The following is a 20,887-nucleotide window of genomic DNA, read 5'->3' as shown; positions in this document are numbered from 1 at the left end:
CCGGCGGGGGCTAGGCGAAGGGGTGGGGCGGAACGTCCGCCGGGGTCATGTCGTCGGGCAGCTGGGAGGCGTGGGGCAGTGACCCGCCGGCGAGCCGGGGCAGTCCCTCCAGACGGCGGGTGGCCTGCCCGAAGGTCATCGGCACGCAGCCGGGCACGAAGCTGCGGGTGCACACCAGTCCGCGCCAGCGCAGCTCGGGCGTGGTGACGTCGGCCGCGTAGGCGTGCGTGCCGACGGCCTCGATCCGGTCCCGTACGTACGCGAGGTCCTGGTCGAGGGTGTCGAAGCGCGGGGCGGCCGCGACCGCCGCGGCGAGCGGGAGTTCGGGCCGGTCGGGCGTGGTGAGGAAGGAGTACCAGTCCCGGGAGGTCGGCAGGGCGCCGAGCAGACTGTGGTCGTCCATCTCGACGAGCAGGTCGACGTCCTCGGCGAGCCGCTGCCGGTGCGCCGGGTCGTCGTCGAACGCGTGCCGCAGGGAGGCCACGCGGGCGGAGACCTCCATGATGGCCGACTCGGCCACCGCCCTCGGGTGCAGACCGCACGCGGTCGACACGAGCGTGCAGGGGCCCGAGTCCGCGTCGCGCTGGGCGAGCGCGAGGACGACGGGGACGTCGATGTCCAGCGTGGCCCAGTAGAGCCGGACCCGGAAGCCGGTCACCACCTCGACGCGTTCCATCAGCTCCGTGATGTCCCGGTCGGCCGGCCCCAGCGTCAGCTCGGGCAGCAGCAGCCTGCGGTACCAGGCGAGCAGGAACGCGTCCCGTTCCACGATCTCGAACAGCCCGTGCAGGGTGGCTTCTTCGGGGCTCTGGCCGAGCGCGAAGCCGTTGGAGGTGTCGTAGAAGAAGGGCCTGCGGGCGCCGGCGCGCCGCACCCAGGACAGGGCGACCTCGGGCAGGTAGCGGGCGGGCCCGTCGCCGAGCGGCGTGACGGGGACCCAGTCCAGCTCCTCGGCCGGGTCCACCGGGTCCCACAGGAAGCCCTCCCGGGCGTACTGCTCGGCCGAGTGGTGCCCCAGCGTACGGGGGTCGAGGCCCCGCTCCCCCAGCTCCGCGAGGGAGGCCCGCACCGTGCCGCGGGCCGGCTGGTGGCAGAAGCCGGTGTGGCGTTCCAGCCCTTCGAGGACGGCGGTCGTCCTGCTCCGGGCGAAGCTCCGGGTGCGTCCGACCCCGGGCTCCAGCATCCCGTTGCCCAGCGGAAGGCCCACCTGCGCCTGCGGCAGCGGCCCGTCCAGGTCGACGAGCGGCTCCCGGAACAGGGCGTGCGGGCCCAGGTAGTCGGAGGTGAGGGTCGGCGGCAGCGGGCGCCGGGCCCGGAGCGCCCCGTCGGCCTTCTCCAGGAGTTCGGGCGCGGAGCCGAAGGAGAGCGTGGTGGTGGCGGTCGCGGGCGCGCGTCCCGGGCAGCCCGTGCGCGGCGGGACGAGTCCCCGGCGCACCGTCCCGGCGGCCCGGTCGACCGTCGCGAGCGAGCCGCCGGGGGCGGGCTCCCCGAGGAGCCGCACCGCGAGCCCGGTGACGGTCGCGCGCAGGGCCGGGCCGAGCCCCTGCCAGAGCGCCAGGCTGCGCGCGGCCGCCCCGGGCTCGTCGCCGGACGCCTCCGGTCCGGGCAGTTCGGCGAACTCCACGTTCCGGCTGAGGAACCAGGCCAGACAGCGCGGGCAGCCGCCGTCCCGGTCGTGGTCGAGCTCGTACGCGAGGACGTGGACACCGCCGCACCAGAACAGCACCGCGAGGCCGCGCCCGGAACGGGTGCCGCCGGCGGCGTCCGGCGCGGGGCCGGTCGCGATCCGGGTGGGGGCGGTCAGCGGGCCGAGGAGCACCTCGGCCGGTCGCGTGCCCGGTGCGTCGGGCAGGGACTCCAGCGCGCCGAGGAGGTCGGCGGCGGCCGGCGGGACGGCCGGCGGGACAACCGGGGTGGCGGTCGGCGGGGCGACCGCCGGGGCCGCCGGGGCGGCTGCCTGCGTGTGGACACTCATACGACCTCCACCAGTCGGACCTTGCCGTGCGCGAAGGGCACCGTCCGCTCCGTGACCTCGGCGAACTCCGGCCGGGCGAGCTGCCGCCACACCTCCGGCCAGGTGCGGAAGTGCGGGTTGAGCGGGACCAGGGCGCCGTCGTCGTTGACGAGCCCGAGCAGCGCCATGGCGACCGCCTCGCCGTAACAGACCCCGGCGCCCCGTACGACCGGCCCGCCGGCGGTGCGGCCGGTGACCCGGTGGACGCCGTTCGGCAGCCGGGTGCCGGTCCAGCGCACCGGCTCCCGGTCGCGATCACCGTCGTTCTCGCGGTCGGGGTCGCGGTCGCGTCGGCGGTCGACGGCCCGCTGGATGTAGCGGGCGAAGGAGGCGCACTCGCCGTGTCCGAGGTCGTCGTCGGTCAGCCGCACCCACGAGAACAGCTCCGCGGGGCGGGCCAGCGACGACTTGAGCAGCGCGCGGTAGACCGCCTCCTCCAGCGCCCAGCCGGCGCCGACCGCGGTCGCCACGGGAGACGCGGGGGACGCAGGGGACGCGAGAGACGCAGGGGACGTGGGGGACGCGGGGGACGCGGGGGACGCGGAGGACGCGAAGCGCTCGACGGCGTTGAGAGCGGCCTGGTAGATCGCCTCCCGGGGCGACAGCGTGGCCGCCACGAGCTCGTGGACCCGGCACGCCTCGCCGAGTCCGACGAGCGCCGTGGCCCTGGCCTGCCCGAAGGGCACCTGGGTCAGGTCGCCGCCGTCGAGGTGACGGAAGGGGCCGGCGAACTCGTCGGTCCAGCCGCGCAGGGTGTCGACGATCCGCTCGTGGACGTCGTCCAGACGGCTGTCGTCCTCGGGGCTGACGATGTTCCTGCGGACCAGCACCTCGCCCGCGTCGTCGCCCGCGGCCCCGGGGGCCGGGCGGCCGGTGACGTTCCGCCGCTCCCGGGCCCGATGGCACCGGCACCCGGCCCCCACCGCCGCCCACACCTGATGCTCCGTCACTATCGTTTGGCCCTGGGCGAGTTCCAGGGAAACCGCCGCTGCCGCGGTGCCGCCGAGCCCGGCGGCGCGCAGGTAGAGGGCCTGGACCAGGGTGGCCGCGAGGGCGTCCTCGTCGGCCGGGGCGGCGTCCGGAGCCGTACGCCCGTACCGGCACAGGCACTCCCAGCAGCCGGTCGCCGCGTCGTCGGACCAGAGGATCCAGCGGCGTCCGGCGACCTCGCCGGTGACGCCGTGCGGGACACCGCGCGCGAGGAGCGTGTCCTGCAGCCGCACGACACGCTCGTGCGGCAGGCCGTCCGCGTCGAGGACCACCCACCCGTGCCCGGCCCCGTTCCCGTTCCCGTTCCCCGGCAGCTGCGGCTCCGGGTCCGCCGCGGTGAGTGCGTGGAACTCGGTGTGCAGGCCGGCCAGGGGCGCGGCTTCGAGGAGTCCGCGCAGCCGGTCGAGCCAGTCGGGGCGCCCGTACAGCCGCAGGGTGGTGGCGAGGAGCCGGTCCAGGGCGCGGACCGGTGCGTCGGTCAGCTGGGCGAGGTGCGGGAGCAGCCACTCGGCCGCCGGTCCCTTCGCCTCGACCTGCCGTGCCAGCGGGGCGTCCAGGACGGCCACGCACCGGCGCGCCACGAGGGCGTCGAGCACGCGGGACACCGCCGGGCGCGCCCCGGCCGGGAACTCGTCCACCAGCTCACGGCCGCTGCGGCTGCCGTCCGCGCGGGTCAGCAGGGTCGAGACGACCTGGAAGGCGGACCCGCCCTTGACGGTGAACGAGGCGCCGCCGACTCCGATCCACGCGCCCTGCTTCGTCCGCAGCGTCGAGACGTCGGGCCGGGCGAGCACGACGCCCGTGGCCGACGCGGGCGCGAAACCCTCGGGGGACCCCTCAGGGGACATCACATCACTCACTTTCGTGACACCGCGCCCCACGCGACACAGCGGTCAGCAGGTCGGCCGGTCAGCCGGCAGGGCAGCGGTCGGAACGGCGATCGGAAAGCCCGGAACGGGGCTCGGAACACCGAGTGGGGGGCGGAAGGACGGGGGGTTGGGAGAACGCGGCGGGTGGTCAGGCCGCCGGGTGGGGGTGGGGGTGGGGGTGGGCGTACGTGGCCGAGAGCAGCGGATGTCTGGTCGTGCCGTCGCTCTGGATCAGGTTGCGGACGGACGCGCCGATGAAGCCGCCGAAGACGGTGCCGGCGAGCCGGTGGGACTGGCAGCGCAGGTGGAAGTCGTAGAGCGCCATGGAGGCGCGGACCGCGGCGAGGCGGAAGCCGTGCGCACCGGCCCAGGAGTCGGCGGCGTCGAGGTTCACGCAGACGGTGACGATTCCGGCTCCGTCGGCGAACTCCCTTTGCACACCCATCAGTTCGGGGTCACCGATGGCCGATGCCGGGGCGAGGAAGGAGGTCTCCCCGGCCGTGACGCGGTACACGCCGGCCGGCCGGCCCTCGCTGCGCAGCGCGAAGACGAAGGCCTCCAGCGGGCCCATGGCGTCGTCGAGCGCCCAGTCGGCGGTGTCGCGCGCCAGCGCCTCGCCGAGGAGCCGCAGGACCAGGTCCGTCCGTACGGGCGCGTCGCCGTAGCGGAGGGTCGAGCGGCGCGCCTGGAGCGTGTCGTGCAGGTCGAGCGGGGGCCGGGCGTCCGGGCCCGCGCCGGTGCCGGTGTCGGTGACGGGCACGGCGTCCGCGAACGGCATCGGTGCGCGTTCCGCGGCGCGCCCGTCGCCGGTCGGGGTGCGCTCGGTGAAGGCGTCGAGCAGCGGTTCCATCAGGGAGGAGTCGGTGCGCACGGGTCAGCCCACCTCCATGACGGCCGTGATGGGTTCCTCGGCGGCGGAGAGGCCGAGGTACGCCGTCAGGGCCCGGTCGTCCCAGTCCGTGGCCAGCCGGTACGGGAGGTTCAGCCGGTCGGCGACCTTCCGGGCGGAGGACAGGGCCACGCCGCCGTCGCAGAAGGACAGCCGGAGTCCGAACGTGCCGTACTTGGAGCCCATCTTCTTGAGGTTGGCGGCGACGACCAGGAGCAGCGGCGCCTCGCCGGGCAGGGCCTCGGCGGTGAGCTGGGCGAGGTCGTGGTCCTTCTCCCGGTAGGCGTAGCCGCCGACGGGGAGGACGGAGGGGTCGCGGCTCACCAGGTAGGCGGTCGCGGAGCCGATGTTTCCGCCGGCCGCGGTCCACCGCTGCACCCAGCCGTCGGAGCGCTCGCGGATGCCGAAGGCGACGGCCAGCAGGAGGGCGATGTCGGCGGGTCCGACGCCTCCCGGCCCGTCCTCCGCGGGTGCGGGTGCTCCGGCCAGGCGGGTGACGTCCGCCGCCGGCAGGGGCACCCGGGGGCAGCTCGGCCAGTCGCGGAACTGCCACTGCAGGTTCATGTTCTTCGACTGGAAGTGGGCCAGGTGCCCGTTGGTGTCGAGGAACGTGCGCACCGGGAGCGCGATCGACGCCTCGTACACCGCGCTGTCCGGCGCAACGGCCGCCGTGGTGCCCTTGCTGAACGAGCAGGTGGGGCAGCCGGGGCGGGTGGCGCTGGGGCGGTAGCGGGTCGCGAGGGTGGTGAGGTCGACGATGCCGGAGTCGAGCGGCAGGTAGGTGCGGATCGAGCGCGAGGAGAGGGCCAGTACGTGGTGGGCGACGAGTCCCGCGACGAGCGCGTGCCCGTCGGCGGCGGCCTCGTACGTCTCGGGCTCCTCGTTCCCCTCGTACGCCTGGGGCTTCCCGTACCCCTCCGGCTCCTCGTGCGTCTCGGGCGCGGTGCCGCATTCCAGGCACGGGGTGAACGCGGGGTCCACGTACGGCCCCAGGGTCACCGAGGTGGCGTCGGTCCGGACGCGCAGCAGGGGTCGGCGTTCCAGCCAACATCGGTCCCGAAGGTCGGCGAGGTGCGGCCGGGAGCGCCGGGTCTCGAAGAAGACAACCAGGGCGCCGGTGTCGAGCGGGAGGTCGTCGAGGTCGTCGACGACCTCGCAGACGCCGTCGAGGCAGCGTGCCGTGGCCGTGACGAGGTCGCGGTCCCCCGCCAGGTGGACGGTGGTGCGGTCGAGCCGGGCCGCGGCGTCGGTCCAGGAGGGGTTGACGCCGGTGGAGTTGCCCAGCCGGGACAGCAGGCAGGCGAGCTCGGGCGACACGGACGAGGGTGCGTCGGACGAGGGTGCGTCGGACGGGGGCGCATCGGACGGGGCGCCTTCCTCCAGGGCGCCCGAGGCCCAGAGCAGGGCGAGGGCCTTGAGGACGACGGCCTCGTCGAGGCCCACCTTCGCGGCGATGCCGGCCCGGGTGGTGCCGCCGTCACAGGCGTCGACCAGCCGGCCGAGGTGCTCGCGGGCGAACCTCCCGGTGAAGGCCTGGCGCTTGTCGGCGCCGTCGAGCAGCAGGGCGTCGCCGGACCGGCGCAGCCGTACGCCCTTGCGCAGCACCGGCCGTACCGGAACGGCGATCTGTTTGTCCCGGCCGGCGGCCCGTCCCAGGGCCTCGGCTTTGAGCTCCACACCCATGGTCGTGCACTCCTCCCCCGTAGCGAAGTCTTGTCGGGGCCCTCGGGCAGGGCCGCCTGTCGGACTGAATCCGCCGGGCCGGGTTGGTCGGACCGGGCCCGGCGGATCAGCCGGTCATACGAGGCCGGCCAGCGCGGCGACCCCCTTCCGCTCGTCGGCCCATCGGGTGCCGCAGCGCGGACAGCGGTCCACGGCCACGGTCGACGCGGTCGACACCGCGCTCGTCACCAGGTCGAACTTCCGTACCGTGCCGCCGAGTCCGGCGGGTCCGTCGCGCAGCTCGGCCCGGGCGAGTTCCAGCAGGCCGTGCGCGATGGCGAGGTGCATCGGGCCGAAGCCCTCGGGCAGTCCCCGGGTCGCCTCGGCGACGCGGTCGGGCCGGGCGGGGTCCTGGTGCTGCTCGCCGCGGCGCAGGTGGCAGGAGTAGCAGGCGGTGGCGCCCGGGATCACGGCCGGGCCGCAGACGATCCGGGTGGGGAGCAGCTCGATCCCCACGGTGGGGACGCCGTGCTCGAAGCCGAACCGGTCCAGCGCGTCGCGCAGTTCCTCGTCCCGTCCGGAGTGGACGGCGACGAGGGCGGCGGCGCGCGCCATCCGGGGGTCGTCGGGCAGCGCGCTCCCGTGCACACGGGTCCACGCCGCCGGCCGGTACGCCTCGGCGTACTGCTCGCCGAAGGCGTCCCGCACCAGGTACAGACAGTCCACCGGCTGTTCGGACACCACGTGCTCCGTCTCCCGTCCCTGTCGCTGTCGCTGTCGCTGTCGCTGTCGACTACCGAAGATCACTTGCTGGACTAGGCGATCGGCTGCGGTTCCGGATTGATCGCCTCTTCGCCATGACTCTCGTGGCCCATCGCCGCCGGTGCGGCGTAGAGCCGGGGTGTGCCGAGGTAGCGCTCGCTGTGGATGAAGGACAGCGGCATCGCCTCCGGCACCAGCACCTTGACGGCGTGCATGCCGACCTGTCTCGCCTCGTCCGTGGTGATGTCGACGACGAGGGCCTCGGCGCCCCGCGCGGCCAGCCGGGCCACGGCGGTGGCCAGCGGGTCGGCCTCGGCGGACAGGTCGGGGAGCTCGTCGAGGCGCCGGACCTCCCGCTCGCCCTCCAGCAGGTGCCGGAAGACGTGCCGCCGTTCGACGGAGGCGTTGTACGCGGCCGAGCCGGACACGCTGACGGTCCCGTCCTCGGGCCGCCGCACCGGGCGGGCGGCCACGCTGCCGCGCAGCGCGACCCGTACGGAGGCCAGCTCGCGGTAGATCTTGCCGACGGCCTGCCGTGGATCGACGTCGCAGGTCGCGGCGACGATCTGGGCCAGCTGCCGCTCGTGCGGCGAGAGCTGCACGGCGTACACGACGGGGATGCCGAAGTCGGTCGTCGCGTCGAAGAGCCGGACCTCCATGTGCCGGGCGGTGCCGGCGGCGTGGTCGGCGCGGGCCGGCGGATCGAGGAGCTCGGGGTCGACCGCGAGCCGCGGCAGCCGCAGGCGCTGCAGCCAGGCGAGGGTGAGGGCGTCCCGTTCGACGACTTCCAGGAGTCCGCCGAGTACGGCACCGCGCAGGTCGGAGTGGACGGCGGCGCCCGTGGTGATGCCCCGGGTGAAGCGTTCGGACGGGGACCGCGGGGCCATGTGGAGGTACACGGCGATGGCGGGCACCAGGACGGCGTGCCGACGGGTGAGGGACCAGGCCCGCACCCATCGGATGGGGACGGCGGGGTCGTACGGGAGCAGTCCGCAGTCGTCGCGGGCGAGCTCGCGGTCGGAACACCGGGGCCAGCGCGCCGGCGACACGAACTCCGCGTCTCGGGAGACGAGTTCGGCCTCGGAGGCGAGGACCATGTCCTCGTCGTGCCAGGAGCAGACCGAGTAGCGCTCCAGCGCCTCGGCGATCGAGATCAGCTTGGCGCGCTCGGCGCCAAGGGCGCTGCCGGCGCCGTCGATGTTGCCGATGTCGCCGTCGTTGGTCCAGCCCCTCAGGCTTTCCAGGGCTTTTCCGGGATCGCCGATCCCGGAGACGCGGACCGCGAATTGCGGATCGCCGTCGGCGACGGGAAGGGACGTGGTGCGGGACACGAGACCGTAGGGCGAGACGAGCGACGTTAATCGCCGCATCTCGGGTGCGATGACATCCATTGAACCTCCCCGTCGAGAATCGAAGCGAAAATCGCAGAGGCGGAGAATCACAGACGCAACGGCGGCGCCACGAGGGGCCGGCCGACGCATTGATCGTCACCTGACGGGATGCGGGCAGTCAAGGGGGATCAAGGAGACGCGTTTTGCGGATGAGATCATTCCCGCTGCCCAGACCCCACTGTTTCCGCAGGTCAGAGCGGCGTTTCACACAGCGGAACATGACGTGGTGTCAGGTGGCGTGCGAACGCCATCCGCCTCGCGGTAGCGGCACGCCGTCGTTCGCACAAGATGACACGCGGTCCTCGCGCCGACCGGTGGCCAACGGGTCTCAAAACCGGTGGTTCGCAGGTGCGTCCGCACGTGCACCCCGTGCGCATCTCATTGCTTTGCAGGGGCTTTACCGAGCCGCGGGCGATATAAAGGCTGGCTCATAATCACCCGTAGCCAAGGGGTGTTCTTTCTGGCACAGTCAGCTGGCACGAAGTGAATCTTGTCCTTTCGCCGCCCCCCTTCGACGCCTGCGACGCCGGACACCGGCGCATGGCGAGGCAGGATTCCGTCCCTCGTGAGGCCATGACGGTCCGGCAGCACGGCCCACGGACCGCAACACATCACGGCCCGACACATCACGGCCCGACACATCACGGGCCCGGCGCGCTTCACGGCCGGCCGGCCCGTCAGGGATCGACACCTCACGGCTCGACACATTCGGACTGACCACCCGGATCGACAGGGAGACCACGTGACCGACGTGACCAAGGAGAACGAGCGGCTCCTCAAGCTGTGGCAGGAGTACGCGCCCCGCTACGACGACGACATGGGCCGGCTCGAACGCATGCTGCTCGACGACGGGCGGGCCTGGGCCTGCGGGCAGGCCAAGGGGGACGTGCTCGAGGTCGCCATCGGCACCGGCCGCAACCTGGAGTTCTATCCGGACGGGGTGACGCTGACCGGGCTCGACCTCAGCCCGGCGATGCTCGACCTGGCCCGGCAGCGGGCGGCCGCCCTGGGCCGGCAGGTCGAGCTGCACGCGGGCGACGCCCACCACATGCCGTTCCCGGACGGCTCGTTCGACACCGTGGTCTGCACGCTCGGGCTGTGCAGCGTGCCCGACCACCGCGCGGTGATCGCCGACATGCACCGCCTGCTGCGCCCCGGCGGACAGCTGGTGCTCCTCGACCACGTGGGCAGCCACCACAAGCTGATCTTCTTCGGCCAGCGCCTCCTGGAGAAGTCCATGCTGCGCCAGTGCGGCGACTACCAGACCCGGCGGCCGCTCCCCCTGGTCCAGCAGGCGGGCTTCGTCATCGAGTACCAGAAGCGTCTCAAGGCGGGCGTCGTCGAGCGGGTCGTCGCGCGCAAGCCGGCCGCGTAGAACCCCACACCCCCTCATCGAGCAAAGGACGGCGGAGCATGACATCGATGGCCGACATGGTCGACTCGTGGGGCGCCCACCCGGCGCAGTTCTGGCTGCGCGGCCGGGCACCGGAGGCCCCGGTGGTGTTCGACGCACAGGCCGGCATCTGGTGCGTGTACGGGTACGAGGAGGTCCAGCACGTCCTGGCGAACCCGGCGACGTACTCCTCGAACACCCAGCGCGTCGTCCCGCAGGAGATGCTGGAGGGCGCGGACCAGTTCCGCGAGGGCAACCTCATCCAGATGGACGCCCTCGAACACAAGAAGCTGCGCGGGCTGATCAGCCACGCCTTCAACCCGAAGGTGGTGGCCGACCTGGAGCCGCGGATCGCGGAACTCACCCACGAGCTGCTCGACGCGCTGCCGGCCGGCGACCGCATGGAGCTCGTCGAGGACCTCGCGTACCCGCTTCCGGTCATCGTCATCGCCGAACTCCTCGGCGTACCGAGCGCGGACCGCGACAAGTTCCGGCAGTGGGGCACCGCCCTGCTCGAAGCGACCCAGGAGTTCTCCTTCACCGACCCGAGCGACGCGCAGCGGCAGCAGCTCCAGGACGCGATGCGGCAGGTCGCGAAGCTCTCCGACTACATGCGCGAGCACGTCCTGGACCGCCGGAAGAACCCCCGCGACGACCTCATCACCAAGCTGGTCCAGGCCGAGGTGGACGGCGAGCACCTCACCGACAACGAGGTGGTCAACTTCTCCCACATCCTGCTGATCGCCGGCCACATCACCACCACGATGCTGCTGGGCAACTCGATCCTGTGCCTCGACAGCCACCCGGAGTGGTTCGCCCGGGTCCGCGCGGACCGCGGCCTGGTCCCCGCGGCGATCGAGGAGTCACTGCGCTACCTCAGCCCCTTCGCCGGCACGGCCCGCGCCACCACGACCGCCGTCGAACTCGGCGGCGAGCACATCCCGGCCGACTCGATCCTGGTGACCTTCCTCGGCGTCGCCAACCGCTCCCCGAAGCACTTCCCCGACCCGGACGTCTTCGACCCCACCCGCGACCCCAACCCCCACATGGCCTTCGGCCGCGGCGCCCACTTCTGCATCGGCGCCCCCCTGGCCCGCCTGGAGGGCAAGGTCGCCCTGAACATCCTCCTCGACCGCCACCCCCACCTCCGCACCGACCCCGACCGCCCGCCCCGCTTCCTGCCGAGCCTGAGCATGACGGGCGTGCGGGAGCTGCCGCTGGTGCTGTGACGGGCGGGCGCGGCCCTCGCGGAACCGGCGAAACCTCGGAGAGGCGCACGCCGCACGCCGTGATCTCGGCGGGGAGGTCGAGGGCGACGCCCGAGCCGTGACGGCTGATCGGGCGGCTCCGCCTCGGCCGGAGGCGGAGCCGCCGGTGGGTCAGGACGGGTCGCCGTACTGGAGGCCGCGGCCGTTGGTGCCGACGTAGACGCGCCCGTAGGTGTCCGGGTCACCGGTGATGACGCCGACGCCGCCGATGCCGCCCCACTGGTGGGCGTCGTCGTTGACGCGCAGCCAGGTGGCGCCCCGGTCCGTGGAGCGGAAGACGCCGGTGACGTCCTTGACGGTGCCGATCAGGTACAGGGCCTGGTAGGAGGCGCCGGGTGCGGCCTTGCCGAAGCCGAGGGCGGAGGCGGACCCCACCGAGGTGAGCGCGGTGAAGGTGCGGCCGCCGTCGGTGGAGTGCAGCAGCCCGCGGTCGCCCCCGGCGATCCACAGGTCGCCGGCGACACCCGGGACGGCCGTGAGCCGGCCGGCGGGCAGGCCGGTCGCCCGGGCGGTGAAGGTCGCGCCGCCGTCGGTGCTGGCGTGGAGCGTGCCGCCGGACAGGGAGTAGAAGGTCCTGGCGGAGGAGCGGTCGGCGACGACGACGGCGTCGGTGCCCAGGCCGCCGACCCTCGACCAGCTCGCCCCCTTGTCGGTCGAGCGGTACGGGGCCTGGCCGGCCTGGGTCCAGACGATGGTGGAGCCGTCGGCCGCAAGCGCGACCCGCCCGTCCTGGGCGCCGGCCACCGGCTCGGCCGCGAAGCCGTTCCAGCTGAGGCCGCCGTCGGTGGAGAAGGCACCGTCCTGTGCGCCGCCACGGCCGACGCGGACCATCATCGAGGGCGCGGACTGGGCGAAGTCGATGTCCGTGCTGTTGGTCATCAGCGGATTGCCCAGCCGCCCGGCCGGGACCTTGTTCAGGTCGTCGTGCCGGAAGCCGCCCTGGTCGCCCATGGCGGTGACCACGGCGGCACCGCCGAGCGGGGCGATCGCGTCCATCAGCGCGGTCTCCTCCAGGCCCCGCGCCCCGGCGGTCCAGTGGCTGGTGCCGCCGGTGTCGGTGGCGGCGGCGTCCTTGCTGCGCCAGATGCCGTTTCCCGTGCCGTACAGCACGTGCCCGGAGTCGAAGGGGTCGATGGCCAGGGCGGTCATCCAGTGCCCGGTGTGGGTGCCGACGTACGGGGCGGCCGAGGCGTCCCGTACGGACTTCTCGGCCAGCGCCTTCCAGGTCGTGCCGCCGTCGGTGGTGCGGTAGATCTCGTCCTCGGGCCACCAGCGGTCGAGGGTGGTGACCATCACGGTGGACGGCCGGCGCGGGTCGACGGCCAGGCCGGAGAACCCGTGGGAGCCGCTGGACGGGGAGACGTTCTTCCACGTACCGCCGCCGCTCGGCGTGTGCTTCCAGACCGAGCCCGCGGTCACGCCGTTGGGTCCGAGGGCGTTGGTGTACGTCAGGTAGAGCGAGCCGTCGCCGGAGAGGACGCCGTGCTGCGGGAACTGGCCGGTGGGCTGTCCGGGGACGGCCTGCCAGGTGCTGCCGCCGTCGGTGGAGCGGTAGAGGGAGGTGGACCTGTCGGCGACGCCGACGTAGACCGTCTTGCTGCCGGCGGGGCCGTACGTCACGAAGGAGACGCCAGCGCCGCTGCCGGCCCCGTCCTTGACGGGGAACGAGGACACCTGCCGCCAGGTCGCACCGCTGTCGGTGCTGCGCCACAGGCCGTTCTTGCGGGTGCCGAGGAGCAGGGTGCGGTGGTCCGAGGGGTCGACGGCCAGGCGTTCGCCGGCCCCGCGGCCGTCCTCGTTGCCGCCCAGCTTGAACGGCAGGTCGGTGCGCTGGAAGGTGCGGCCGCGGTCGGTGGAGCGCAGGATCGCGCCGTTGCCGGCCCAGTCGTTGGTGTAGGTGCCGGCCGCGAGGTAGAGCCGGTCGGGGTCGACGGGGTCGGTGGCCAGCGCGTCGATGCCGAGCAGGTTCCAGTCCTTCTCGCCGATCCAGTCGGTCAGCGGGATCCACTGCTCGGCCGCGGCGTCCCAGCGGTAGGCGCCGCCCATGTCGGTCCGCGCGTACAGCAGCCCCCGCTCCCGTGCGTTGAACACCAGCCCGGTGACGTAACCGCCGCCCACCACCTGGGCGTTCTTCCACGCGTACGGTCCGGTCCCGGGGGCCGGGGCATCGCCGGTCCGCACCAGCCGCCACTGCTGGTTGGCGCTGCCGTGGGCCCCGTACTGGATGACCGCGGCACCGTCGGCCGTGGAGCCTCCGGAGACGTCCAGGACCTGGCCGCTCCTGCGGGAGGTGAGGGTGACGGCGTCGGAACCGCTCACCGCGTCGATCCGCCATTCCTGGGAGGCGGCGGAGCTGTCGGTCTGCTGCTCGGCGGCGGCCGCCCGCGCGGTCGAATCGCCCGCTATGCCGAGGACCTTGCCGCTGTTGCGGTTCACCAGCTCGTAGAAGCCGTCGCCGGTGGGCTTGAGCCTCCACTGCTGGTTGGCGGTGTTCTGGTCGGTCCACTGCTGGATGCGGGTGCCGTCGGCGGTGGAGAAGGCGTTGACGTCCAGCACCTTGCCGCTGTGCACCGAGACGAGCTTGTAGTACGCGCCGGCGTCGACCGTCGCGGCCTGCGAGTCGTCCTGCACGAACAGGAGGTACGGCACGACGGTGGCGGGCACGCCGAGCAGCAGGGCGGTGGCGGTCCGGCGACGGCGGTGGCGTCCGCGGCGCGCGGCGTGGGTGGGGTGGTTCATGGGGGGGGTGTCACTCCTCGTACGACGGTGGAACGGGCAGGTCGGTGATGGTGCGAGTCGGCGCTCGCACGGCAGGCGCTCGCGCGGCAGACGCTCGTGCGGGTCAGCGCCGCAGGGTGAGCACGCCCGGCCGGTACGGCAGCCGGTCGTAGGGTCCGCTCGCGGTCGGGGACTTGCCCTGGTAAAGGAACCGCAGGTTGCAGGGGTCGATGGCCATGGTCTGGTCGGGGTTGGCGCGGATCAGGTCGCCGTGGCTGATGTCCTCGGTCCACGTGGCGCCGCTGTTGGCCCTGCCCGCGAAGGGGTTGGACTCGGTGGCGGCCTGCGGGGTCCACGTACCGTTCAGGCTGGTCGCGGTGAAGGAGCGGAAGTAGCGCCGCTCGTCGGCGCCCCGGGCCTCGACGATCATCAGGTACTGGTTCTTGCCCTGGACCTTGTAGACCTGCGGCGCCTCGAAGAGGTTCTTCTCCGTGTCGCTCATGACCGTGGTGTACGAGGAGCCGAAGCTGCCCGGGAAGTTCCCGATCGGCATGCTCGCCCGGTAGATCCTGCCGTTGTCACCGGCGAAGAACAGGTACATGTTCTTCTCGTCGCCGATCAGGGTCTGGTCGATCGGTCCGGTGCCGGATTCGGTGCGCGGGATGCCGCCGGTGAACAACGGCTGCGGCGCGGACCAGCCGTCGGGGTCGGTGGGGTCGCTCGACGTGCGGTAGCTGAAGGGCCAGGCACCCCACTGGTAGGCCAGCACCCAGATCTTCTTGGGCGCGAAGAAGAAGAGGGTGGGCGCGACCGCGTTCCGGTTCATCCGGACCTGGCCGGCCGACGCCATGTCCGACCAGTTCGTGAAGGGGCGGAAGGCCATCGAACCGTACGAGGTTCCCGACGCGCCCGACGTGCTCGACGCGCTCGACGCGTAGACGAGGTGCTTGCCCTCGTACGTGACGTGGGTGAAGTCCTTCACCGCGGCCCAGCCGTTCGACGGCTGGGCGAGCGGGCCGGTCGAGCTCCACGCGTACCGCGTCGGGAGATCGCACGTGCCGCCGCCGCCCGTCCCGGACGGTGCGGTCCAGGTCCACTTCTGGTTCTTCACGGACGCGCAGGCGTACAGCTGGAGCGTGGTGCCGTTCGCGGTGGCGGCGCCGACGGCGTCGAGGCACAGCCCGGACTGGACGCCGGTGATCGAGCCGTCCGCGTGGACGTTCCACTGCTGGTTGGCGCCGCCGTTGCAGTCCCAGACGATCACCGGTGTGCCGTTGACGGTGCCCTTGCCCTTCGCGTCCAGGCACTTGTCGCCCGGTACGCCGTGCAGCTTCAGCTGCTTGGCGGCGGTGTGGGTCCAGCGCCCTCCGGCCTGTGCACCGCAGTCCCACAGGTGGACCCGGGTGCCGTTGACGGTGCCGGTGGCGGTGGCGGAATTCGTGGGGACGCCGACGCAGCGGCCGGAGGCGAGGCCCTTGATCTGCCCCGTACCGTCGGTCGACGGCTTGCCCGGGGTGGTGCCGGTGCCCGCACCCGTACCGGCGCCGGCGCGGAGGGCGTTCGTCACGGCGGTGTACGCGGGCTTGGGCCGGCCGCCGCTGTCGAACAGCAGCGGGCTCTCGTCGCTGCGCCAGGAGTCGCCGTCCCGGACGCCCCACACCGTGATGCCGGTGCACCGGGCCACGGCCAGACAGGCGCCGACCGCGTTCGCGTAGTGGGTGGGCGAGGCCTGGGCGATGTCCAGCTCGGTGATCTGGACGTCGACGCCCAGGGCGGCGAAGCCGGCCAGGGTGGTCCTGAAGCTCACCGGCGGGCCGCCCGCCCCGAAGTGGCTCTGGAAGCCGACGCAGTCGAGGGGCACGCCACGGGACCTGAAGTCCTTGACCATGCGGTAGACGCCCTGGGTCTTGGCGTCCGACCAGTTCTCGATGTTGTAGTCGTTGTAGCAGAGCTTGGCCGAGGGATCGGCCGCGCGGGCGGTGCGGAACGCCTCCTCGATGAAGCCGTCGCCGAGCACCTTCTGGAAGACCGAGTCGCGGAGCCGGCCGCTGCCGCCGTCCGCGAAGGCCTCGTTGACCACGTCCCAGGCGTAGACCTTGCCCTTGTAGTGGGTCACCTGGGTGGTGATGTGGTGGTTCATCACGCCGCGCAGCGTGTTCGCGTCGCGGAGGGAGCCGACCCAGGAGGGCAGCTGGGAGTGCCAGACCGTGGTGTGGCCGCGTACGCGCTGGCCGCGGGCCAGGGCGCGCTCGACGATCCGGTCCGCGGGGCCGAAGGTGAATCGCCCGCGGGACGGTTCGACGGCGTCCCACTTCATCTCGTTCTCCGGGGTGATCATGTTGAACTCCCGGTCCGCGATCGCGGTGTACGCGGAGTCGCCGAGCCTGCCGGCGGCCACGGCCGTGCCGAAGTACCGCCCGGAGGGGGCGGCTTGGGCCCCCAGGCCCGCCGCCCCCGCGGAGCTGGGCAGGAGCGTCACGACGCCGGCCACCAGCGCGGTGGCCGACAGCCCGATCGCCCAGGTCCGGCGTCGCCGGCGGAGCCGGTGCAGGCCCTTCATGACTCTCCTCGGGAGCCGTGGGTGCCGGTCGCCCGGAGTTCGAGTTCAGGTTCGAGTTCGTGGGGGTGTGGCGTCATGTGCGGTGCTTTCTTCAGGTTCAAGTTCTTCAGGGGATACGAGGCGGGGGAAGCCGGATCCCCGCCGCGCCGGCCGGTCGTGGCGGGCGGGTGGGCGGGAAGGACACCCCTGAAGTGGAGGCTTCCGGGCACGCGGGCTCGTAACAGAAAAGTCGAGCCGCCCGCGGAATCGCCCCGTGATGCATCTCGCAGGAAGAAAGCGTTATGCAGGACGCCGTCGCGTGGTCGCGTCGCTCAGGCCCCGGGGGTGCGCACGAGGAAGGAGGCCTGGCCGGCGAAGGCCCGGGTGCCGTCGGAGCCGTCGAGCCAGATGCCGCCGTCGCGGTGGCGGAGGACGGACCCCGGATAGTTGTGCGCGTGCAGGGTCACGGACCCGGCGACCGCCCCGGGACGGGGACAGAAGGTGGCGTCCTCGCGGAACAGCGCGCTGCCGTCGTCGCCGCTCAGCCGCAGCCGCAGGTAGGAGTGGCGCAGGTACCGGCCGTCCGCGGCGCGGAAGGTGACGCACCGCGTGTCGGCCAGTCCCCCGACGACGGTGAACGTGATCCGCCGGCGTGTTTGCTGCTGCGCGCCGCTGGACGCGTCGACACCGCCGAGTGCCGCGAAGTCACCCGTGTACGTGACGAATTGGCCGGGGCGGTCCGCTGACTCCAGCGCCCGCGCGCCGAGGGGAACGGTGCCGGAAGCGGCGGAGGGGCTCGCCGACGGCAGGGGCGTGGGGGTGCCGGCCGTGGGGGCGGCGGTGACGGTGACGCCGGGGACGCGGGGCGGCGCCGGTTCGGGCCAGGCCGCGTAGGTGGCGGTGCCGGCGATGATCACCGCGCCGGTCGCGAGGCTCACCAGCGGATGAGCGGTCACCGCCTGGAGTTTGCCGAACAGGGCGCCGTGCAGTGCCCCTGCCCCGGTCGCCGCACTGGTCGCCGTGCCGGACAGCAGGCCCTTGGCGGCGAGTGCGGCGATCAGCGCGGCCGGGACGGTCAGCGTCGTGAGGCTGAGGGGCAGCAGTTCGGCGGGAACGCGTTCCGGCGAGGTGGCCACGCAGACCGGGCAGTCCCGCGTGTGCCGCGCGATCCGCTTGCGCCACACCGATGCGGGGTGCCCGTCCCAGCCGGCGACGGTCTCCCCCAGCCCCGGACAGCGCGGGTCGGTCTCGAGCGCGGCGACGATCGTCCGGCACACCTCCAGCTGCTCGCGCATCCGCTGGAGGCGCACGCCGAGGTGCGCGACCGTGAGCCCGGTCGCGGCGGCCATGTCCTCCCGGCTGAGCATGCCGGCGCACTCCTGCCACCACAGCGACAGCAGCATCCGGTGGTCCGGGTCGAGCCACCGCCCTGCCTCGACGACCCGGCGCCGCTCGTCCGACACGTGCAGCCGCAGGATCGTCGCGTCCACGGGCCCGGCGCCGGCGTCCGGTATCCGCCGCGCCTCGTCGATGCCCGTGGTCCGCTCGGCGAGGGCGCGCTGCCGGTTCCAGTGGCTGTTGATCTGCCGGAGCGTGATCGACACCAGCCAGGACCGGAAACTCTCCGGCGCCCGCAGCGCCGGCAGGTCGCGCACCACCCGCAGCAGGGTCTCCTGGACGACGTCGTCGACGTCGGCATGTCCGCTCAGGGCTCGCCCGACGATGTTGTACACCAACGGCAGGTACGCGGCGATCAACTCCTCCCGCGCCCGAACGTCACCCCCCTGCGCGGCGACGACCAGCTCCGCGTGGCCCACATCGACGAGCCCCATCCCCACCTCCTCCAGGGCCGGCAATCCCCCCGCTCCGGCGCGCCACCCTAACGCCGCCCGCTCCGCCCGCCCAAAGCCGCGGGCCGGAGCCCCTCCTCCACGCGATCAGCCCCGCGTCTCCTCGCGGCGTCCCCTGTCAGCTGCACCGGGTATGACGAGCAACTTGCCGGTGGTACGCCGACCTTCGAGATCGCTGTGGGCCCGGGCGGCCTCGGACAACGCGTAGCGGCCCGTGACGGTGATCTGGAGCGCCTTGGAGCGCACCCACGCGAACACGTCGGCGGCCCGTCGGAGCAGTTCGGACCGATCGGCGATGAAGTCCCCTAGGCTGGGCCGGATCAGCGTCAGCGAACCGCCCTGGGCGAGCCGCATCGGATCGAACGGCGGCACGGCACCACTTGCCGCGCCGAAGAGCACGAGATGGCCGCGGGGTCGCAGGCTGGCGAGGCTCGCGTCGAAGGTGTGCGCGCCGACGCCGTCGAAGACAACCGGCAGTCCCTGACCGTCGTTGAGCCGCCTCACCTCGGCTGCGAGATCGTCGACCGCGGAGGAGAGGATCACCTCGGCGGCCCCGGCACGCTTCGCCAGCTCGGCCTTCGCCGTGGTCGACGTCGTGCCGATCACCCTGCCGCCGAGATGGGTGATGAGCTGGGTCAGAAGCAGCCCCATGCCACCGGCGGCCGCATGCACGAGCACCGTGTCGCCCGCCTGAACCGGATAGGCGTCCTTGACGAGATAGTGCGCGGTCATGCCCTGGAGGAGCACGGCGGCGGCTGTCTCGAAGTCGATGTCGTCGGGCAGCGGCACCAGCCGGGAGGCGTCCACCACCGCACGCTCGGCGTACGTGCCGGGAATCTCCACCCAACCGACCCGGTCCCCGACCGCGACGTCAACGACGCCGGGCCCGACGTCGACGACCGTACCGGCACCCTCAGCCCCCGGAGTGAAGGGCAGCGGAAGGCTGTACCGGCCCTCGCGGTGGTAGACGTCGAGGAAGTTCACCCCGGACGCGGCGACCTCCACGACCGCCTCACCCGGCCCCGGCCGCGGCTGGTCCACCTCGGCCACCCGCAACACCTCGGGACCGCCCACTTCGTACACCTGAATCGCTCGCATGATCCCCACCAACCCCGTTGACGGCGATCCGATTCCCGGCAAGCAGACCAGCCCTCCACCCTGCTGAGAGCTGAGACGCTGCCCGCGCCTCTGCTGGTTGGGCTCGGCATCCATCTACACCAGTGACCAACCTCGACGCGAAGGGTTTGGGGGATTGGCCCCGAAGTGTGAGGGGTGGCGCTGCCAGGTTGCCGATCACCCTATCTTGGCGGTCCACACGCAGCTCGTCGAGTCGGGGTCCGCAGCCGTGAACTACACATTCCCAGGTTCCACACGCCCGCTGACGCCCCCGCGGGTAGCACCTCCACCGAGTTCAAATCAGCATGTTGATTCTCCGCGAGCCCTAAGCTGACCGTATGACGATCATCACCGTGCGTGCGGCTGGCGATTCAGCCGGCGTCGAGGCGGAGTTGCGGTCCCTCGGAGCCTGGTTGGAAGACGACCGGGCGGTACGGCGGCATGTCCGCGGCGAGTTGGAAAGCTCGCTTACACCCGTGCCCGGGCAGCAAGGCGACGGGATCGACATCCTCTCCCTCGTCCTCAGCAGCGGCCTCAGCACCGCCTCGCTCGCTGCCGCAATCGCTTCCTGGCGGTCCACCCGCACGCCGTCGCCGACACTCGTCGTGCAGCGGCCCGACGGAACCCGCGTCGAGATCAGCGGGCACAGCCAGGAGGAGGCGGAGAAGCTGATGCGCTCGCTCCTGAACGACGGCGAGGGTACGGGGGGGTCGGCGGCTTGACCGCGTTGCCCGGCCCGGACGGGACCAGAGTCCTGCTGATCGGGGCGAGCGAGTTCACCGCCCTGGACGGCCTGCCGGCCGTGGCGGGCAATCTGGCCCTGCTCCGCGACCTGTTCACGGACCTGTGGAAACTGCCGCCCGGTCACGTCACCATGGTCGCGAACCCCTCCATCCCCCGTGACGTGTCGCGGGCGGTCCAGGAGGCCGTCGACGCGGCCACCGACACCCTGCTCGTCTACTACGCGGGGCACGGCCTACTCGATCCCCGTACCGGGAAACTCCACCTGGCCACTGAGACGAGCGATCCCAAATCGGTCCACGACACCGCCACGCCCTACGAGTGGATCCGCTGGCCGGTCGAGAAGAGCCCGGCCATGCGCAGGATCGTCGTCCTGGACTGCTGCTACAGCGCACGGGCCTTCGGGGTCCAGTCGGCCGCCGCCACCCTGGAGGTGGACGGCACCTACCTCCTCGCGGCCTCAGCCGAGACGGCCGTGGCGCTCTCGCCGCCGGGCGAGCCACTCACCGCCTTCACCGGCGAGCTGGTCACGCTGATGCAAGAGGGCGTGCCGGGTGGGCCCGAGTACCTGGACCTCGACACGCTCTTCACCCGGCTCCGTACACGACTGGTCACCCGCGACCGCCCGGAGCCGCAGCGGCTGTGCCGTAACCAGCTCGGTCAAGCGCCCTTCATCCGCAACGCC

Annotated in this window: 13 protein-coding genes and 1 pseudogene; 4 read left to right on the top strand and 10 right to left on the bottom strand. The window is 72.8% G+C overall.

Features of this window, described 5'->3' with window-relative positions:
- Positions 1-10: 10 nt before the first annotated feature.
- The 6 genes from ACIGW2_RS19550 to ACIGW2_RS19525 form a co-directional block, all read right to left on the bottom strand.
- On the bottom strand, positions 11-1,975 hold the full coding sequence (locus ACIGW2_RS19550; RefSeq protein WP_399844658.1) for a YcaO-like family protein: 1,965 nt from the start codon (positions 1,973-1,975) through the stop codon (positions 11-13).
- Positions 1,972-3,852 (bottom strand): hypothetical protein, encoded by a 1,881-nt coding sequence (locus ACIGW2_RS19545; protein ID WP_399844657.1) that lies wholly within the window; start codon positions 3,850-3,852, stop codon positions 1,972-1,974. The genes ACIGW2_RS19550 and ACIGW2_RS19545 overlap by 4 nt, the downstream gene beginning before the upstream one ends.
- A gap of 169 nt (positions 3,853-4,021) precedes the next feature.
- On the bottom strand, positions 4,022-4,744 hold the full coding sequence (locus tag ACIGW2_RS19540; protein WP_399844655.1) for a tpaF: 723 nt from the start codon (positions 4,742-4,744) through the stop codon (positions 4,022-4,024).
- A gap of 3 nt (positions 4,745-4,747) precedes the next feature.
- Positions 4,748-6,445, bottom strand: coding sequence for a TOMM precursor leader peptide-binding protein (locus ACIGW2_RS19535; protein ID WP_391653528.1), 1,698 nt, complete (start codon positions 6,443-6,445; stop codon positions 4,748-4,750).
- A gap of 114 nt (positions 6,446-6,559) precedes the next feature.
- Positions 6,560-7,165, bottom strand: a complete 606-nt coding sequence (locus ACIGW2_RS19530; RefSeq protein ID WP_391653529.1) for a cyclodehydratase — start codon at positions 7,163-7,165, stop codon at positions 6,560-6,562.
- 74 nt (positions 7,166-7,239) lie between these two features.
- On the bottom strand, positions 7,240-8,577 hold the full coding sequence (locus tag ACIGW2_RS19525) for a YcaO-like family protein (protein ID WP_399844652.1): 1,338 nt from the start codon (positions 8,575-8,577) through the stop codon (positions 7,240-7,242).
- A 742-nt stretch (positions 8,578-9,319) separates the two neighbouring features.
- Between ACIGW2_RS19525 and ACIGW2_RS19520 the strand changes: the two genes are divergently transcribed.
- Both ACIGW2_RS19520 and ACIGW2_RS19515 read left to right on the top strand, forming a co-directional pair.
- Complete coding sequence (locus tag ACIGW2_RS19520; RefSeq protein WP_391653531.1) at positions 9,320-9,952, top strand: class I SAM-dependent methyltransferase; 633 nt, start codon at positions 9,320-9,322, stop codon at positions 9,950-9,952.
- A gap of 38 nt (positions 9,953-9,990) precedes the next feature.
- Positions 9,991-11,199, top strand: coding sequence for a cytochrome P450 (locus ACIGW2_RS19515; protein WP_391653532.1), 1,209 nt, complete (start codon positions 9,991-9,993; stop codon positions 11,197-11,199).
- 150 nt (positions 11,200-11,349) lie between these two features.
- Here the strand turns inward: ACIGW2_RS19515 and ACIGW2_RS19510 are convergent, their stop codons facing one another.
- The 4 genes from ACIGW2_RS19510 to ACIGW2_RS19495 form a co-directional block, all read right to left on the bottom strand.
- A complete protein-coding gene (locus ACIGW2_RS19510) occupies positions 11,350-13,977 on the bottom strand; it encodes an RICIN domain-containing protein (protein WP_399844649.1) in 2,628 nt (875 codons plus the stop codon).
- A gap of 103 nt (positions 13,978-14,080) precedes the next feature.
- Positions 14,081-16,516: a non-reducing end alpha-L-arabinofuranosidase family hydrolase gene (locus tag ACIGW2_RS19505; RefSeq protein ID WP_399844647.1), complete on the bottom strand. Its 2,436-nt coding sequence runs from the start codon at positions 16,514-16,516 to the stop codon at positions 14,081-14,083.
- Positions 16,517-16,827: 311 nt separating this feature from the next.
- Positions 16,828-18,327, bottom strand: a complete 1,500-nt coding sequence (locus ACIGW2_RS19500; RefSeq protein ID WP_399844646.1) for a sigma-70 family RNA polymerase sigma factor — start codon at positions 18,325-18,327, stop codon at positions 16,828-16,830.
- Between the two features lie 105 nt (positions 18,328-18,432).
- Entirely contained in the window at positions 18,433-19,443 is a 1,011-nt protein-coding gene (locus ACIGW2_RS19495) for a quinone oxidoreductase family protein (protein WP_399844644.1), read from the bottom strand.
- Between the two features lie 356 nt (positions 19,444-19,799).
- Here ACIGW2_RS19495 and ACIGW2_RS19490 point away from each other — a divergent pair, with 356 nt between their 5' ends.
- Both ACIGW2_RS19490 and ACIGW2_RS19485 read left to right on the top strand, forming a co-directional pair.
- The gene (locus tag ACIGW2_RS19490; RefSeq protein ID WP_399844642.1) at positions 19,800-20,183 is read left to right on the top strand and encodes a hypothetical protein; all 384 of its coding nucleotides are present in this window, start codon (positions 19,800-19,802) and stop codon (positions 20,181-20,183) included.
- Positions 20,180-20,809 (top strand): annotated as a pseudogene (locus tag ACIGW2_RS19485) (caspase domain-containing protein); the annotation flags it as partial. The gene ACIGW2_RS19490 and the pseudogene ACIGW2_RS19485, both read left to right, overlap by 4 nt.
- Positions 20,810-20,887 lie beyond the last annotated feature (78 nt).

It is taken from the genome of Streptomyces sp. NPDC053541, assembly GCF_044544705.1.
GTDB lineage: Bacteria > Actinomycetota > Actinomycetes > Streptomycetales > Streptomycetaceae > Streptomyces.
The sequence above is the reverse complement of the archived record's forward strand: the minus strand, read 5'-3'. Positions and strand labels throughout refer to the sequence as shown.

Excerpts from the sequence above, each read along its gene's own strand:
- ACIGW2_RS19525 (WP_399844652.1), bottom strand. The coding sequence starts at position 8,577 with ATGGATGTCATCGCACCCGAGATGCGGCGATTAACGTCGCTCGTCTCG.
- ACIGW2_RS19505 (WP_399844647.1), bottom strand. The coding sequence starts at position 16,516 with ATGAAGGGCCTGCACCGGCTCCGCCGGCGACGCCGGACCTGGGCGATC.
- ACIGW2_RS19550 (WP_399844658.1), bottom strand. The coding sequence starts at position 1,975 with ATGAGTGTCCACACGCAGGCAGCCGCCCCGGCGGCCCCGGCGGTCGCC.
- ACIGW2_RS19515 (WP_391653532.1), top strand. The coding sequence starts at position 9,991 with ATGACATCGATGGCCGACATGGTCGACTCGTGGGGCGCCCACCCGGCG.
- ACIGW2_RS19495 (WP_399844644.1), bottom strand. The coding sequence starts at position 19,443 with ATGCGAGCGATTCAGGTGTACGAAGTGGGCGGTCCCGAGGTGTTGCGG.
- ACIGW2_RS19535 (WP_391653528.1), bottom strand. The coding sequence starts at position 6,445 with ATGGGTGTGGAGCTCAAAGCCGAGGCCCTGGGACGGGCCGCCGGCCGG.
- ACIGW2_RS19545 (WP_399844657.1), bottom strand. The coding sequence starts at position 3,852 with ATGTCCCCTGAGGGGTCCCCCGAGGGTTTCGCGCCCGCGTCGGCCACG.
- ACIGW2_RS19510 (WP_399844649.1), bottom strand. The coding sequence starts at position 13,977 with ATGAACCACCCCACCCACGCCGCGCGCCGCGGACGCCACCGCCGTCGC.
- ACIGW2_RS19490 (WP_399844642.1), top strand. The coding sequence starts at position 19,800 with ATGACGATCATCACCGTGCGTGCGGCTGGCGATTCAGCCGGCGTCGAG.
- ACIGW2_RS19500 (WP_399844646.1), bottom strand. The coding sequence starts at position 18,327 with ATGGGGCTCGTCGATGTGGGCCACGCGGAGCTGGTCGTCGCCGCGCAG.